Raw genomic sequence first — 16089 nt, 5'->3', positions numbered from 1 at the left:
TGCCGAAAGGCAGAAGCCCGTAGCCCCTCGTGCGCGGGCTGCAGGCTTCTCGGCCGATCTTCTCGTCGCAAGCTGGCAGCTATCGGCTGCGACAGAAGCGCAGGGCAGGGTTGCTGGGCCGCAGTGTGCCGCCAACCACCGACGGTTGAGCAGAGCCCTTGCGTAGTGCCTCGTACGCGGCCTCCGCGCGCCCTCGCTCAAAGCTGCGAGGGCGCGCTCCGGCGGACGCAAGCAGGGAAACGGCGTAGCATCTCGGAGCACTCCAACGGGCCCTGGGGCGGGGGGCAGTTTTAGTGACATAAGGGGACTAAAAATTCCTATCGCCTGACAGGTCGTGCGCTGCGCGGGTTTGAAGGCGGACTGCTTCATTCGGGGCGGCCAGCCCAGCAGCATCGAGCTTCGTCCACGGGGGTACATCCACTGTTGAGGACGTGGCCTACCGTGGCTGGGCTCCCATGGCAGTGACAGCGACGTGAACCGAGAAGGATTCACCCTCGCCGCGAGTCTATGGGGATAGGACACAGAACAGCGAGGGGTAAGTCCATGAGGAACAGAACGGGCCTGATGTGGCTGGTGGCCCTGACGTTATATGCGACAGGGGTTGCGGCCGAGCCTGACACCTTGGGGCGAGGGGCAATGCGTGACGGAGAGCCACTCGTCTTGAATCCAGGAGCGGTTATCGTCCGGCAGTCGACCCAGGGAATCTTGGTTTCGAGCGTTAGGGAGTTCGCGAGTCCCGACACAATCATTGCTATCAGTCCACCGAACCCGACGTACGAGATAACGGCGACGTTCACCTTCGCGGGAGCAGGTGCTGGAGGCAGGTATTGGTGTAGGGAATATTTAGGGCCAGCAGGTGTCTTCCAGGATTGTGGGTCTGCAGGTTCGGGCGGATGGGGCGATCAAGGTTCTAAAACTTTCACTGGCTTGATGCCTGGCATCCATATCTTTGAAGTGTATGCTGAAGACAGAAACGGGGGTAAAGACTCGACTCCAGCGATGTTTATTTGGGAGATCAAGGACACGGTGATTGTAAGCGCTCCCTCAAACCCGAACAACCAGACGACGGCGGTGTTTGTTTTTACAGGGGCAGGGGCGGGCGGCAAGTACTTGTGCAGGGAATATATAGGGACAGCTGGCGCCTTTCAGGACTGTGGCGCGGCAGGCTCGGGTGGATCGGGAGATACAGGGACAAAGAGCTTCAGCAGCTTGGCATCTGGGGCCCATACTTTTGAGGTGTATGCTCAAAGCGCAGTGGGGACCATGGACGCTAGTCCAGCGAAGTTTCTCTGGGAGGTGGACAGTACTCCCCCGAATCCGCCAGTTGTGGTGCTGCCCACCGAGGGAACATGTACCAACAGCAATAGTTCCGTGACTGTAGAGGGCTCGACGGAAGCTGGTGCGGCCGTGACGGTTTTCCTCGACGGCCTGTTCGACACGGCGCGCACCGCGACTGCAGATGGCTTGGGTCGATGGACCATGGGATTTCCTCTCGGAGAATTGAATGATGGTCCTCACGCCTTCACAGCGAAGGCGAGAGATCTAGCTGGTAACATCAGCAATCTCTCCAATAGGAGAAACTTTATCAGAGACAGGGACCCACCTGAGACCTGGATTGTCGAGAAGCCTCCTGTTGTGAGCTCAAGCAGTCGAGCGGTGTTCAAGTTCGGTTCAGATGAGAGCGGCGTGCGTTTTATGTGCGACCGTAACGACGGGAAATGGCGCTTCGATTGCTCGAATGGGCTGGAACTCGTGGGCCTGCTCGATGGACCTCAGGCGCTTGCCGTAGCGGCCGTGGATTGTGCTGGCAATGAGGACCCCACTCCCGAGGTCTACCAGTGGACCGTGGACACGACCTCACCAGATGTGAGAATGACTTCTCCCAGGGAAGACGAGGTCGTGGGAACGAAGTCTCCTGTTATCTCGGGCACATCCGCACTAGCGAGCACTGTCCATGTGATTATCGCAGGCAATGACTCGCAGACGCCTCTCGTGATGGGGGACACGCCAGTCGGAGCAAATGGAACGTGGAGTTTTGCCGTTCCCGTCTTCTTGGTGGATGGGTATTACACTGCCACTGCCATTGCCACTGACCTGGCTGGCAACAGCGGGCCTCCGTTTGGCCCCGTCCATTTCACGGTGGACACGATGCCTCCAGACACCACGATTCTTGTGGCGCCACCGGCTGTCGATCACCGTGGCTCTGCACAGTTCGTCTTCCAATCCAGCAACGGCGGCAGCCTTTTTGAGTGCATCCTCGACAAAGTTCCCGTGCAGGACAGTGATTGGACCCGAATCACCAACCAATACCGGACTCCTCCCCTGAAGGATGGAGAGCACTTCCTGCTGGTGCGAGCCGTGGATGATGTCGGCAACAAGGATCCCGAGCCGGCAAGGTATGAATGGGAGGTGGCCGCTGAGAGGCCTTCTCCCCCAGAGATCATCGATCCACAAGAGGGCGCTGTCGTGTCCTCGTTGACGCCCACCATCCAGGGAAAGGGCGTGCCCCAGGGCACGGTCGAACTCTTCCTCGACATGTCAGAGATCTCGGAGGACTCGCTGCCGTTCGCAAAGCCCGTGGTGGATGTGAACGGAAACTGGGCGTTCACATTCACGTCAAGGCTGGAGGAGGGACCTCACTCCTTGATGGGAAGAGCGGTCAACAAACTCCAGAACAGGAGCGCTCTCTCGAGTCGCATCACCTTCACCGTCGCTGCCCCTGTGCCCACGCCTCCCGAAGAGGAACAGGGGTGTGCAGTGTCCTCCTCGAGCGCCTCACCCTGGTTGGTCGTGCTGGGCTTGCTCGCAGTGCTTGCCGGGAGGGCCCGCCGACAGCGCTCCCGGTAGCTTCTCGCCTCCCTGAAAGCACGAAGCCCCGCCTCCCTAAAGGGAGCGCGGGGCTCGTTTGCTTCAGCCTTCTACGGAGCGCCTTACGCCTTGGCGCCCGCCGTGGCCTGGAACACCTCGTTGAACTCACCGATGGCCTTGTTCAGCGCCGTCTTGATGTCGCCGGTGAACTCGCGCTTGGCGGCCAGGTCCTTCGCCAACTGCGGGTGCTTGCCGTCCATGAACTCCAGGAACTCCTTCATCCACCGCGGCACGTCCGACACCGGCACGTTGCGGATCCACCCGCGCTTGTTCGGGTCGTCCTTGTTCGTCGCCGCGTAGATCTGCATCACCTGCTTCTCCACCGGCATCGGCTCGTACTGGCCCTGCTTCAGCAGCTCCACCAGACGCGCACCGCGCGCCAGCGTCTCCTGCGTCGCCTTGTCCAGGTCCGAGCCGAACTGCGCGAACGCCGCCAGCTCGCGGTACTGCGCCAGCTCCAGCTTCATGGAGCCCGCCACCTGCTTCATCGCCTTGATCTGTGCCGCCGAACCCACGCGCGACACCGAGAGGCCCACGTTGATCGCCGGACGCACGCCCGAGAAGAACAGGTCCGTCTCCAGGAAGATCTGCCCGTCCGTGATCGAAATCACGTTCGTCGGGATGTACGCCGACACGTCACCGGCCTGCGTCTCGATGATGGGCAGCGCCGTGAGCGAGCCCGCACCCTCCGCGTCCGACAGCTTCGCCGCGCGCTCCAGCAGGCGGCTGTGGATGTAGAACACGTCTCCCGGGTACGCCTCGCGTCCCGGCGGCCGGCGCAGCAGCAGCGACAGCTGGCGGTACGCCACCGCCTGCTTCGACAGGTCGTCGTAGATGATGAGCGCGTGCATCTTGTTGTCGCGGAAGTACTCGCCCATCGTCACGCCCGTGTACGGCGCGAAGAACTGCATCGGCGCCGGGTCCGACGCGTTCGCCGCCACCACCGTCGTGTACTCCATGGCGCCGAACTTGGAGAGCTTGTCCACCACCTGCGCCACCGTGGACTGCTTCTGCCCAATCGCCACGTAGATGCAGAAGACGTTCTGGCCCTTCTGGTTCAGGATCGTGTCGATGGCCACCGCCGTCTTGCCCGTCTGGCGGTCACCGATGATGAGCTCGCGCTGACCGCGGCCAATCGGAACCAGCGCGTCCAGGGCCTTGATGCCCGTCTGCAGCGGCTCGTGCACGCTCTTGCGCTTCACGATGCCCGGCGCCTTGATCTCCAGGCGGCGGTTCTCGGTGCCCTGGATGGGGCCCTTGCCGTCCAGCGGCTCGCCAAGCGAGTTCACCACGCGGCCCAGCAGTCCCTTGCCCACTGGCACCGAGGCGATCTGCGCGGTGCGCTTGGCCGAGTCACCCTCGCGGATGTCCTTGAACTCACCCATGATGGCGACGCCGACGTTGTCCTCTTCGAGGTTGAGCACCAAGCCCTTCACCCCGTTCTGGAACTCGACCAGCTCGCCGGCCTGCACACCCTCCAGGCCGTAGATGCGGGCGATACCATCGCCCACGGAGAGCACCGTACCCGTCTCAGCGACGGTGACCTTCTTGCCGTAGTCCTTGATCTGCTCCCGGATGATTCTGCTGATCTCGTCGGCGCGGATTTCCATGGGCGTCTTGAGTCCTCGAGTGGGGCGGCGGCAGGGCCGCCAGGATGCCGAAGCGGGCCCCCCTTACCACGCGCTCCCCAGCACCGCAACGCGATCAGTCACGGGGGCGCGACACAGGGATAATTGGCTCGGTAAGCCGGGGGCGCTCCAGAGGAGAGGGCCCCTGCTTCTACCCCTCCCGGAGGCGCCCCATTCCCCGGGCTCCCGGAAGAAAAGGGCTCCCAGGGCAGGGTTCACCCCGACTCAGCGGGAGTGCCGCCGGGGCAGCCATACCTTGAAGCTGGTGCCGCGCTCGATGGCGGACTCGACGCTGATGCGCCCGCCATGGGCCTCGGCGATCTGCTTGGCGATGAAGAGCCCCAACCCCAATCCCTCGCCGGCTGGCCGCTTGCCTCGGCGGAAGGGCTCGAAGATGGCCTCGCGCTCCTCGGGCAGCAGCAGCGGACCCTTGTTCAGGACGATCAGCGTCACCCCACTCGGCTCGCCCTTCACGCTCAGGCCGATCGAGGTGTTGGACATGCTGTGCCGCAGGGCATTCTGGAGCAGGTTGTCCAGCAATTGCGCCAGCCGGGATTCGTCCCAGTGGCCGTCCAGGTCTCCCTCCGCCACCGGGAGGATGGGGTATTCCGGGTGTGCCAGCCGGTACTCCTCCACCACCCGATCCACCACCGGTCCCAGGGACATGGGCGTCGGATTCACCGGGATGCCGCCCGCGAGGCGCGCCCGGGTGAAGTCCAGCAGCTCGTAGATCATCCGCTCCATGCGCCGGGCCGCGTTGGACATGATCGTCAGCTGGCGCGTCTGGCGCTCCTCCAGCTTGCCCTCGTGCTGCAGGGCCGACAGCCCGAGCATCACCGTGTTCAGCGGGGTGCGCAGATCATGCCCCACCACGCCCAGCAACTGCTCGCGCAGGTACTCGGCGCGCGTCGCGGCCTCCTCGGCCGCCTTCTTCCCGGTGATGTCCCACAGCGCCGCCAGGCTCACCTGCCGGCCGCGGTAGGTGACTTCTCGCGCGAGCACCTGGATGGGCACGCGCAGCTCGCCGTAGCGCAGCGCGGTCAGCTCGTACGGCATCTCCTGCTGGGCCCGGTAGGCATCCTTCGCCGCCTGGCGGGACTCCGGAGCCAGGAACCGGAACAGCGGCTGGCCCACCAGCTCCTCTGGCAGGCAACCCAGCAGCGAGGCGCTGCCGCGGCTGGCCTCCAGAACCGTCTCCCCGTCGTGGATGAGGTAGCCGTCGCACGAGAGGTCCACCAGCGTCTTCAGCCGGGTCTCCGCCTCGCGCAGCCCCTCCTCCCGCTCCACCCGCTCCGTGTCGTCCTGGAGCAGCAGGGCGATTCCCGTCATCGCTCCACCGGACGTCGCTGGCAGCAGGCTGATCCTCAAGTGGATCCGCCGCCCGTCCGCCGTCATGTCCGGCTCGGTCGTCACCGTGGCGCCGTGGATGGGCTCTCCCTGCAGCGCACGCCCGCACAAGGGGGAGAGCCCCGCTGCCAGCCCGGGCCATAGCTCCGTCACGGTCTTGCCCAGCTGGATCGGCATCGGCTGACCCGTCAGCCCCACCAGCGTCTCATTGCCCCAGCGGAGCCGCAGCTCGCGGTCCAGGAAGCCCACCGCCCAACCTGGTGCGTTGAGCAATGCATGAAGGAAGGGCCGGGCTTCTTCCGGCACCGCCGAGGGCAGTACGCCTATGGGGTTGCGCGGGAGAGCAGGCTGCGCCATGTCAGGTCGGCCACGAATCGCGGACGCCAGTCCGCAAGGATGCAGCCCAGTATAGCCGCACCTCGACCTGCTGGAAATACCGGGCTTGCAGACTGCACCCGGGACCGGGAGAACCTGCTACGTAGGGACACCGGGGCGGGAAAATTCCGCCTTCCGGCGTGCCTAGGCGTTCTGCTTGAGCTGGCGGCGCATCTGCTCGAGCTGGGTGCGGAGGCTGCCGTCGTAGAGCACGCTGCCCACCTGGGCGGAGACCCCACCCAGCAGGGAGGGATCCTCGCGGGACTCGAGGATGACGTCGCGCTGGGTGAGCTGCTGGAGGCTCTTGCGCAGCTGGTCCAGGGCGTCGGGCGCCAGCTTGGTGGCGCTGGTGACCTGGCCCCGGACGCGGCCGGCGCGGGCGTCGGCCATGTCGCGGAACACGCGGGCGATGTCCGGCACGTAGATGAGGCGGTTGCGATCCACCAGCAGGCGCAGGGTGTTGGCCAGGGCGGGCTCGACGGTGCCCATCACCTTCATGAGGGCCTCCACCACCTGGCTGCGCTGGCCGCGGGTGTAGGCGGGGTTGAGGAGCACGTCCGACAACTCGCGGCTCTGCTCGAAGGCCCTCACGAAGGAGGCGAGCTGATCAGCGACGGCATCGGTGCGGTTGGCCTCGGCGGCGACGTCGAGGAGCGCACGGGCATAGCGGCGGGCGATGGACACGTTCACCATGAGCGGCGCGCCCTTAACACGGCCTCAGGCCCGTGAGCAACGATCGGGGTGTTTCCGGGTGAAGATCGGGTGATGGAGGGCTTTCCGGTAGCTCGTGGCTGGCTGGACTCCAGGAAAGGGAGGTAGCCTCTGGGGCGAGCCCTTGATGTCGGGAGAGGGCGAGCTCCACCCGGTGGCACGGTATTCGGCCCATGCAAGAACCTGTCATTGGTATCGACCTGGGGACGACCAACAGCGCCGTGGCCACCGTGGAGGGGGGCCGGGCGCGGATCATCCCGTCTCGTGCGGGTGGTCGGTTGACCCCCTCTGTCGTAGGACTCGATGGCGATGGCGAGCGCGTGGTGGGGACTCCCGCGCAGCGCCTGGCGGAGGACCAGCCCGGCAGCGTGGTGTGGGCCACCAAGCGCTTCCTGGGGCGGCGCTGTACGCCCGAACTGCTGCAGGAGGCCAAGGCGCTGGTGCCGTATCCGCTCATTCCAGGGCCCACGGGGGATGCCCGCGTGAACCTGGGGGGCAAGGTGATGCCCCTCACCCAGGTGGCAGCGATGATCCTGGGCGAGCTGAAGCTGGACGCGCAGGCGCACTTCGGGCGGAAGGTGAGTCGCTGTGTCATCACCGTGCCCGCCAACTTCGATGACAACCAGCGCTCGGCCACGCGCGAGGCGGCCTCCATCGCCGGCCTGGAGGTGCTGCGGCTGGTGAACGAGCCCACCGCGGCGGCGCTCGCCTATGGGCTGTCGACGAGCTTCCAGGGCAACGCGCTCGTGTTCGACCTGGGCGGTGGCACCTTCGATGTGTCCATCCTCGAGGTGAGGAACGGCGTCTTCGAGGTGCGCGCCACCGGGGGCGACTCGACGCTGGGCGGAGAGGACTTCGATCAGCGCATCGTCCAGTGGCTGGTGGCGCAGGTGGAGGAGCCGATGCGCGAGGCGGTGGCCAAGGACACCTCGTCGCTGCGCCGGCTGAAGGTGGCGGCCGAGGTGGCCAAGCGCGAGCTGACGGAGAAGCAGGAGTCCCTCATCTCCGTGGCGGCCCTGGGGGACTACACCTCGACCACCCGCCGCCTCACGGGCGTGGAGACGGTCCTTACGCGCGCTTTCTTCGAGACGCTGTCCGAGCCGCTGTCGCGCCGGTGCCTCGAGGTGTGCCGCACGGTGATGCAGGACGCGAAGATGGATCCGCACGCGGTGGACGTGGTGCTGCTGGTGGGCGGCATGACGCGCGTGCCGCTGGTGCGGCGGCTGGTGGCGGACTTCTTCGGCCGGGCGCCGTCCACGGAAGTGAACCCGGACGAGGCCGTGGCACTGGGCGCGGCCATCCACGCGGACGAACTGGTGCGCCAGTCCGGCGCGGCGCTGCTGCTGGACGTGGCGGGCCAGTCGCTGGGCGTGGGCGTGCTGGGCGGACGCGTCAAGAAGCTCATCGTCAAGAACACGCAGGTGCCGGTGGTGGCGCGTGACATCTTCCTGCCCAGCCGCTCGGGCCAGGCCGAGGTTCGCATCCCCATCTATCAGGGCGAGGGCGAGTTCCAGGACGACAACCACAAGCTGGGCGAGGTGGTGCTCAAGAACCTGCAGGTGGGGCATCGCGCGGAGACCCAGATCGAGGTGACGTTCGCGCTCTCCAGCGAGAGCATCCTCTCGGTGCGCGCGGTGGACTTGAAGACGGGCGTGGCCGAGCAGGTGCGGCTGGAGGCCCGTCCCAGCCTGCCGGCGCCCGAGGCGGCGAAGCTCTCCCAGGAGCAGGCCCGGTACACCACCTCGCAGGCCTGGGAGGATTCGCAGCAGGGGCAGGAGAAGCTGCGCCGGCTGCTGGAGAAGGGCGAGAAGCTGGCACGCCTGCTCCAGCGCGGAGCCCAGGAGAACCCCAGCCCCGAGGCCCAGGCCGCCGTCACCACCATCCGCACTCTGCTCGAGTCCAGCCGCGCCGCGCTCGAGGCCGGCAACCCCGAGCAGTGCGCCAACGCCGCACGTCAGCTCACCCAGGTTCTCTCCGGCCGTCAGGCCTGACCGTTCGGGCTTGCACTGTCGGGAAGCGATCGGCCGGGCAATGGCGTGTTGTGCCGTGCACGTTCGAGCCGTCCGCCCACGCACAGTGCGGCCTCTCGGACATAGCCCTCTCCTCCCTTCGTACCTACCTCGATCTCGGTGCTTTCGGGGGAGAACATGGAACCGGCTCTCACTCGCGACGAAGTCTTTGTCGTCGATGACTCCCGCGCGGTGCGGGAGGTGGTGTGCCAACACCTGTCTCGGTTGGGGTGCGAGCCGATACCGCTCTCGAGCGGCGCCTCGTGCCTGGCCGAACTGGAACGTCGTGTGCCCGCGATGGTGTTGCTGGACTTGCGCATGGAGGGCATGCAGGGGGATGAGGCGTGCCGGCGGATGAAGGCGCACCCGAACGCGGGCAGCGTCCCCGTCGTCATGCTCACGGGCGCCAGCGCACCGCACGAGGTGATGCTCTGCTCGCGCGCCGGCGCGGATGACTTCCTGCCCAAGCCCGTGGAGTTCGACGCGCTGACGGCCAAGGTGCTCGCGGTGCGCGCGGCGCGGGAGCACGCGCGCCAGGGGCCTCCGCCGGGGCTCGGGGTGCTGCTGGTGGAGGGCAGCCGCTCCATGGGCTCGTTCCTCGGTGGGGCACTGGAGCACGAGGGCTTCCACGTCCTCTATGCCCGCCACGCCGTGGAGGCCGAGGCGCTGGCGGTGGCCTATGGCGCGCGGCTCGACGGACTGGTGGTGGATGTGTCTCGCTCGTTCGCCTTCCAGGACGGACTGGCGCTGGCCAGGCGGCTGCAGATCCTTCTGCCTCGCAAGCCGCTGGTGTTGGTGGCAGGCGTGGAGGAGCCCACGGACGTGCACTCGCGGGCCCGGGAGCTCACCGGAGAGCCTCTCCTGGAGCGCCGGTTGATGGCGCCGGATGCGCTGGTGGCGCGCGTGCTGGATCGGCTCGCTCCGGGAGTGGCGCCGGTGCGTGCCGCCGAGCGCGTGCCCCTGTTCTCCGTGGTGGAGTTCACCACGCGCTGTGGGCCCGTCCTCACCGGGTTCAGCTCGGATGCGAGCCCCGAGGCCCTCTTTGTGCGCACCCTCACCCCGGCCAGAGCGGGCGCGCGCCTGTCGCTGCGCGTGACGCTGGCGGGCCAGCGCAACGCCTGTGCCGTGGAGGCGCTGGTGGCCTGGTCCAATCCTCCGCGGCGCGGATCCGCCTTCCAGGGGCCCGCGGGCATGGGGCTGCGCTTGGAGCGCGTGGACACGGCCCTGGCGGCACAGTTCCAGCGTTTCGTGCCCAAGGCCCTCGGTTTTTCCCTCGCCCTACCCACCCGCTCCTCAATTTTCTGAGAGGCCGTACTACCTCCAACCTCCTGAAATTCCAGCTCCTTCACGCTTGGCACGTATGTGGCAATGCCCGGCGTGACATGCGACCGCGGCCCGCCGGATCAGGCGCCTCGGTGGGCCGGAGCTGCGTGGAGGAGTTTTATGAGGTGGTTGCGTTACGGCGGAGTCGGACTGGCGCTGGCGGCCGTGGGCTGCAGCAGCGGCGATGACGGTATCCCCGACAACCAGCCGGTGCAGACGCAGGCACGACTGCAGAGCTTCGATCGATGTGAGGACCTGGAGGCCTACATCGAGGACACCGCGGTGCTGGACATGCGCGCCCAGATCAAGTGGCAGAAGGAGTCGATCGGCCGGTGGGGGCGCGGTGGGCCCATCATGGTCGACGACGGCGGCCTTCCTCCTGCCTCTCCCTCTCCCGAGGCGGGCGGAGACAGCGCTGGCGGTCCGGGGACTGGCAACTCCGCCCCGGACGACTACACCGGCACCAACAACCAGGTGGAGGGCGTGGATGAAGCGGACTTCGTGAAGAACGATGGGACGCGCATCTTCGTCATCTCTGGAAACAAGCTGTATGCGCACCGCTCCTGGCCCGCGGCGTCGCTCAGCGCGGTGGGCAGCCTCACGCTCGAGGGCTGGCCGCGCGAGATGTTCCTGCAGGACAACCGCGTGGTGGTGTTCTCCCAGGTGTCCCTCCAGGAGATGGGAAACGGTGGGAAGTCCGATCTGCCCTGCGACTTCGGCTACTGTGGCTACTACGGCCTGAGCGCCACCAAGGTGACGGTGGTGGATGTGACGGACCTGGCGTCTCCGCAGGTCCAGGACGAGCTCTACCTCCCCGGCTACTACTCCAGCGCGCGTCGTACGGACAGCGCGGTGCGGCTGCTGCTCAACGACAGCTTCCGCTGGCCCGACGGCGTGAAGTGGTGGCCCGACTATTCGGAAGATCTCTGGGCGAACGAGAGCCGCGTGAAGAAGGAACTGGACGCGCTCATGGTCCAGAACGAGAAGCTCATCCGCGCGCGGACGCTCAAGCAGTGGCTGCCGAGTGGCATCCGCAAGCGGCCGGACGGCTCGAAGGTCGAAGTGGGCTACGACTGCCGGGACTTCTACCGCAGCAACACGCCCGCCAAGCTGGGCTTCGTCACCGTGGCCTCGCTGAACCTGGATGCCTCCGCTGGCGAGTCCACCGTGCGCCGCACCAGCCTGGTGACGGATCCGGGCGAGGTGTACGCCTCCACGGACAGCCTCTACCTGGCCAGCCGGCACTGGTGGTGGTGGCCGGAGGACGGGCAGAAGGACTACACGTACCTGCACAAGTTCGACATCAGCGACCCGGGCGCGGCGCGCTACGTGGGCAGCGGCGTGATGGAGGGCCACCCGCTCAACCAGTTCAGCCTGGATGAGCACCAGGGCGTGCTGCGCGTGGCCTCCACCATCGCGACTCATAAGGAGAGCGACGGCAACCCGTGGGGCCGCCAGGAGCTCACCAACCGCGTGTTCACCTTCCGGGAGGAGGGGGGCCACCTGGTGAAGGTGGGCCAGAGCGAGGAGCTCGCCAAGGGCGAGAGCATCTACAGCGCGCGTTTCTTGGGCAACAAGGGCTACGTCGTCACCTTCCGCCAGGTGGATCCGCTCTTCACCTTCGATCTGTCCGACCCGGCGCACCCGCGCAAGGTGGGCGAGCTGAAGGTGCCGGGGTACTCCAGCTACATCCACCCGCTGGATGAGAACCACCTGCTCACCGTGGGCGTGCACATTCCGGAGAACTCGAACGACTGGCGGCTGCGCGCGGTGAAGCTGTCCCTGTTCGATGTGACGGACCCGGCTCACCCTCAGGAGGCCTTCACCCAACTGGTGGGCACCTCCTACGGCTGGAGCGAGGCCCTCTGGGAGCACAAGGCCTTCAACTTCTTCCCGTCCAAGGGGCTGCTGGCACTGCCCTTCTCGGACTACGACCCGAACCAGTACGACTACTGGAGCGGCTTCCGGAGCGAGCTGCGCGTGTTCCACGTGGACGCCACCACCGGCTTCACCAACGTGGGCTCGCTCTCCATGTCGGACCTCTATCAAGCGCAGCACTATCAGAACTGGACGTGGTATTGGACGCCCAGCGTGCGGCGCAGCGTCATGGCCGATGACTATGTCTACGCCATCACCGATGCAGGCGTGCGAGTTGCTCACGTGAGCAACCTGCAAGCACCGCTCGCGACCGCGAATTTTTCGCCGGACTTCACGTTGTCGCCGTACTACCCGTAGCACCCCCCTCGAAAGAGGGAAGGCGATCGGCTCCCTCGGGGGATGCGAGCCGATCGCCTTTTTTTTGCCTGAGGTCAGCGCTCACAGGTGCCCTCGTCCGCCTCTTCAGCAGCGCATTCCGCGCCAGAAGACGCTATAGGCGGCCTGTCCCATGTCTGCCCCTGTGAAGTCCCGTCGCGAGGAATTCCGCGAACTGATGCGGCTCGCCATCCCCATTGCCATTGCTCAGGGGGGCCAGTCCCTCATGAGCCTGGTCGACACGCTGGTTGTCGGGCGAGCCAGTACCTCGGCCCTGGCGGCCGTCGGTCTGGCCAACGCCATCTTCTTCGCCGTCAGCGGCCTGGGCATGGGCCTGATGATGGGCTTCGATCCCCTGCTGTCCCAGGCCTTCGGTGCGCGCAATGCGTCCCGGGCCCGGGCGCTGCTGTGGCAGGGCGGGTGGATGGCGCTCTTCGCGGGCACGGTGATGGGGGCCTTGGTGGTGCTGGTGCCGGACGTGCTCCCGTTCTTTGGATATCCGAAGGAGCAGCTGGTCGAGACCCGTGCCTATCTCTTCTGGCGCGCTCCCAGCATGGTGACGATGCTGGCGTTCCTCTCGGTGCGCGCCTACCTCCAGTCGGCCGCGAACACCCGCCCGCTGGTGGTGGCCACGGTGGCGGCCAACATCTTCAACCTGCTCGCGGACATCGTCCTGGTCTTCGGCGGCGGCGTGCTCCCGGAAGGGTTCGGGCCCCTTCGAAACATCCCCGCCATGGGCGCGGCGGGCGCGGCGTTGGCGACCTTCCTGTGCACCGTGCTCCAACTGGCCATCATCCTGCTGGCGGTGAGGTCCATTGGCGTGGAGGGGGCGAGGCCCATACGCCGTCCGGTCTGGACGGATCTGGCGCAGGCGCTTCGGGTGGGCCTTCCCATCGGGCTGCACCTCGCGGCGGAGATCGGCGTGTTCGCCCTCGCGGGCGCCCTGGCCTTCAAGCTGGGTGAGGCCAGCATGGGCGCGCACCAGATTGCCCTCTCCTTCGCCAGCCTCTCCTTCACGATCGCGGTGGGTATCGGCAACGCGGGCAGCGTGCGCGTGGGCTGGGCCGTGGGAGCGCACAACACGCCCCAAGCGCGCATGAGCGGCTTCGTCGCGCTGGCGGGAGGCGGAAGTTTCATGGCCCTGTCCGCGCTGGTGTTCGCCTTCTTCCCTCGCCAACTGGCATGGCTGGCCGGAGCCTCCTCGGACGTGGTCCCGTTGCTGGTCCCCCTCATGATGGTGACCGCCGTCTTCCAGGTCTTCGACGGGCTCCAGGGAGTGGGCGCCGGTGTGTTGCGCGGCGCGGGCGATACGCGGTTCACGTTCCTCGCCAACATGGTCGGGCACTACGCCATCGGCCTGCCCCTGTCGCTGGTGCTGGGCTTCGGGCTCGGGCTCGGCATCCTCGGAATCTGGTGGGGCCTGTGCGCGGGCCTCATCTCCGTGGCGCTCGCCCTGGTGTGGCGCTTCAACCGCCTCAGTGCGGGCACCCTGCGTCCCTTGGAGGCATAGGGTAGGGCGCGGATGTCGTGGTTCCCGAGCCACACTTCGGGGCTTCCGAGGAGGAGAGGACTCGGCACCTGGCTTGCAGTGCTCTAAGGCATGATCTCCCTGGGCATTCCGGTGTTCTGCCTCACCACCGTGCTCCTGCTGGCGCTGGTCGTGCGCGACGCACGCTGAAGGCCGTATCAGAAGCGCAGCGTGGGCCCCACCAGGATGGAGTTGATGGGGCGAGTGCACTCGCGGACCGCTTCCTTCTCGTAGCGCACGTCGCACCACTGCCACGACGTGGCCGCCGTCAGGCCCCAGTTCATCCCCAGCCAAACGTCGAAGCCGCCGCGCACCGCCGCGCTCATGGCCTGGAACTCCTGGCGGACCAGCTGGCCGAACTCGTTCGGCGTCTGCGGCTTGGAGGCGCTGCGCGCCAGGCGCACCGCCAACCACGGAGAGATCATCCGGTCCCGGAAGCCTCGGAAGCGCACCTCCATCCCATACTGCCGGTAGTCCAACTGCACCCGGCTGGAGTCGTGCTGGATGTCCTCGAACTTCTGGCCCCACGTCTCCGCAGCCTCACCGTAGATGCCCAGGGACAGGCCAATGGGCATCTCCACGCCGAAGTACGCGTTGATGGCGGCGCCCTTCGCGTTCCACTCGCTGAGACGGTCCAGCGCCATGCCCGCACCCAGGGAGAGGTACCCTCTCCACTCTCCGGCCTGGGCCGACCCCGCCCACAGCAACAGCCCAGCCATCGCCCAGCGCATCGATTTGCGTCTCATCGGCGCAAAGCCTAGCCCAGCCCTCCGGGGGCTGGTCCACCTGCTCCCCCGCCGGTTCATCGTGCGGAATCGAGCGACTGCCTCATACACTGCACTCCCATGTCCCTGTCCTTCGAAGAAGCCGCCGCCTCGCTCCGGGATGCCCTGGCCGATGCCGCCCGAGGCCTGGTGGAGCGCGAGGCCATGGTGGAGCTGGTCGCCCTGTCCGCCGTCGCCGGGGAGCACCTGCTCGTCATCGGCCCGCCGGGCACCGCCAAGAGCGAGGCCGTCCGCCGGACCGCTCGGGCGCTGGGCGGCAGCTATTTCGAGTACTTGCTGGGACGCTTCACCGAGCCCTCGGAGATCTTCGGCCCCGTGGATCTGCGCAAGCTGCGCGAGGGCACCGTGGAGACGGAGACCACCGGCATGCTCCCCGAGGCCGAGGTCGCCTTCCTCGATGAGGTGTTCCTCGGGTCCACCGCCATCCTCAATACCCTGCTCGGGGTGCTCAATGAGCGCACCTTCCGGCGCGGCCATACCCGGATGAAGGTCCCCTTGAGGGTGTGTGTGGGTGCCTCCAACGGGCTGCCCGAGGAGGAGTCCCTGGCGGCCTTCGCGGACCGCTTCCTGGCGCGCATCTATGTAGAGCCCGTGCCCGATCCCCAGCTGGAGGAGTTGCTCGCGGGGGGCGCCTCCCTGTGGCACGAGGCCAAGGCCCGGGTGGCTTCGCTGGAAGCGCTGGATGTGCTGGCCCGCGCGGCGCAGGAGGCGGACCTGGGGCCGGTGCGGCCTCACCTGGCGCACGCGCTGCGCACGCTCCGGGCGGCGGGCATCGGGTTGTCGGACCGGCGCGCGGTGAAGGTACAGCGGCTCATCGCTGCTGCTGCGGCTCTCGCGGGGCGGCGGACCCCAGGCGTCGCGGACCTGTGGCCGCTCATCTATGCGGTGCCCACGAAGGAGGGACAGGCGCTGGCTCGCGAGGTGCTGCGCGAGCTGCTGGCCTCCACGGAGAATCCAGCGCTCGCGGCGGCGGCGCTGGAGGCGAGTGCGGGGCCCCTGGCTCGGGCGCAGCGCATCGGTCGGGCCGGGCGCGAGGTGCTGGCCGGGCGGCCCGCCGAGGGCACCGAGCAACTCCCCGCGTGGCGGCTCAAGCTGGAGGGCGTGGTGCGAGAGATGGATGCGGGGTTTGCTCCCGAAGCGCTGCCCGTGGAACTCCAGGCACTTCGGGAAGAGATTCTCACGGTGCTCGGAGGCCCTACCTCGTCCGTGGCACAGGCGTGAGGTGCTCGGGTCCCTTGGTCTAAGCTCGATTCCCCTTGGAG

Annotated in this window: 10 protein-coding genes; 6 read left to right on the top strand and 4 right to left on the bottom strand. The window is 67.0% G+C overall.

The annotated features are described in order from the left end of the window. Positions 1 to 543: 543 nt before the first annotated feature. Positions 544 to 2847, top strand: a complete 2304-nt coding sequence (locus tag KY501_RS10610; RefSeq protein ID WP_224362685.1) for an Ig-like domain-containing protein — start codon at positions 544 to 546, stop codon at positions 2845 to 2847. Positions 2848 to 2930: 83 nt separating this feature from the next. Here KY501_RS10610 and atpA read toward each other — a convergent pair whose 3' ends face one another. The 3 genes from atpA to atpH all read right to left on the bottom strand — a co-directional run bounded on the left by atpA (position 2931) and on the right by atpH (position 6911). Continuing rightward, positions 2931 to 4478 carry a F0F1 ATP synthase subunit alpha gene (gene atpA, locus KY501_RS10605; RefSeq protein WP_224362684.1) on the bottom strand — a complete coding sequence of 516 codons (1548 nt, stop codon included), beginning with the start codon at positions 4476 to 4478 and terminating at the stop codon, positions 2931 to 2933. Positions 4479 to 4721: 243 nt separating this feature from the next. After that, positions 4722 to 6200 carry a sensor histidine kinase gene (locus KY501_RS10600; protein WP_224362681.1) on the bottom strand — a complete coding sequence of 493 codons (1479 nt, stop codon included), beginning with the start codon at positions 6198 to 6200 and terminating at the stop codon, positions 4722 to 4724. 162 nt (positions 6201 to 6362) lie between these two features. After that, positions 6363 to 6911, bottom strand: a complete 549-nt coding sequence (gene atpH, locus KY501_RS10595) for an ATP synthase F1 subunit delta (RefSeq protein ID WP_224362680.1) — start codon at positions 6909 to 6911, stop codon at positions 6363 to 6365. Between the two features lie 191 nt (positions 6912 to 7102). On the opposite strand from atpH, the gene KY501_RS10590 reads away from it, so the two are divergent. From KY501_RS10590 to KY501_RS10575, 4 genes are all read left to right on the top strand, one after another. Beyond that, the gene (locus KY501_RS10590) at positions 7103 to 8920 is read left to right on the top strand and encodes an Hsp70 family protein (protein ID WP_224362679.1); all 1818 of its coding nucleotides are present in this window, start codon (positions 7103 to 7105) and stop codon (positions 8918 to 8920) included. A gap of 156 nt (positions 8921 to 9076) precedes the next feature. Then, positions 9077 to 10243 (top strand): TIGR02266 family protein, encoded by a 1167-nt coding sequence (locus tag KY501_RS10585; protein WP_224362678.1) that lies wholly within the window; start codon positions 9077 to 9079, stop codon positions 10241 to 10243. Between the two features lie 138 nt (positions 10244 to 10381). Next, positions 10382 to 12496 carry a beta-propeller domain-containing protein gene (locus tag KY501_RS10580; protein ID WP_224362677.1) on the top strand — a complete coding sequence of 705 codons (2115 nt, stop codon included), beginning with the start codon at positions 10382 to 10384 and terminating at the stop codon, positions 12494 to 12496. Positions 12497 to 12647: 151 nt separating this feature from the next. Next, positions 12648 to 14024, top strand: coding sequence for an MATE family efflux transporter (locus tag KY501_RS10575; protein ID WP_224362676.1), 1377 nt, complete (start codon positions 12648 to 12650; stop codon positions 14022 to 14024). Between the two features lie 176 nt (positions 14025 to 14200). On the opposite strand, the gene KY501_RS10570 is transcribed toward KY501_RS10575, so the two are convergent. Continuing rightward, on the bottom strand, positions 14201 to 14788 hold the full coding sequence (locus KY501_RS10570; protein WP_224362675.1) for a hypothetical protein: 588 nt from the start codon (positions 14786 to 14788) through the stop codon (positions 14201 to 14203). 99 nt (positions 14789 to 14887) lie between these two features. Between KY501_RS10570 and KY501_RS10565 the strand changes: the two genes are divergently transcribed. Continuing rightward, entirely contained in the window at positions 14888 to 16048 is a 1161-nt protein-coding gene (locus KY501_RS10565; RefSeq protein WP_224362674.1) for an AAA family ATPase, read from the top strand. Positions 16049 to 16089 lie beyond the last annotated feature (41 nt).

Origin of the sequence: Hyalangium versicolor, assembly GCF_020103695.1 — a bacterium.
Classification (GTDB): domain Bacteria; phylum Myxococcota; class Myxococcia; order Myxococcales; family Myxococcaceae; genus Hyalangium; species Hyalangium versicolor.
This window is presented reverse-complemented; position numbering and strand designations above follow the sequence as displayed.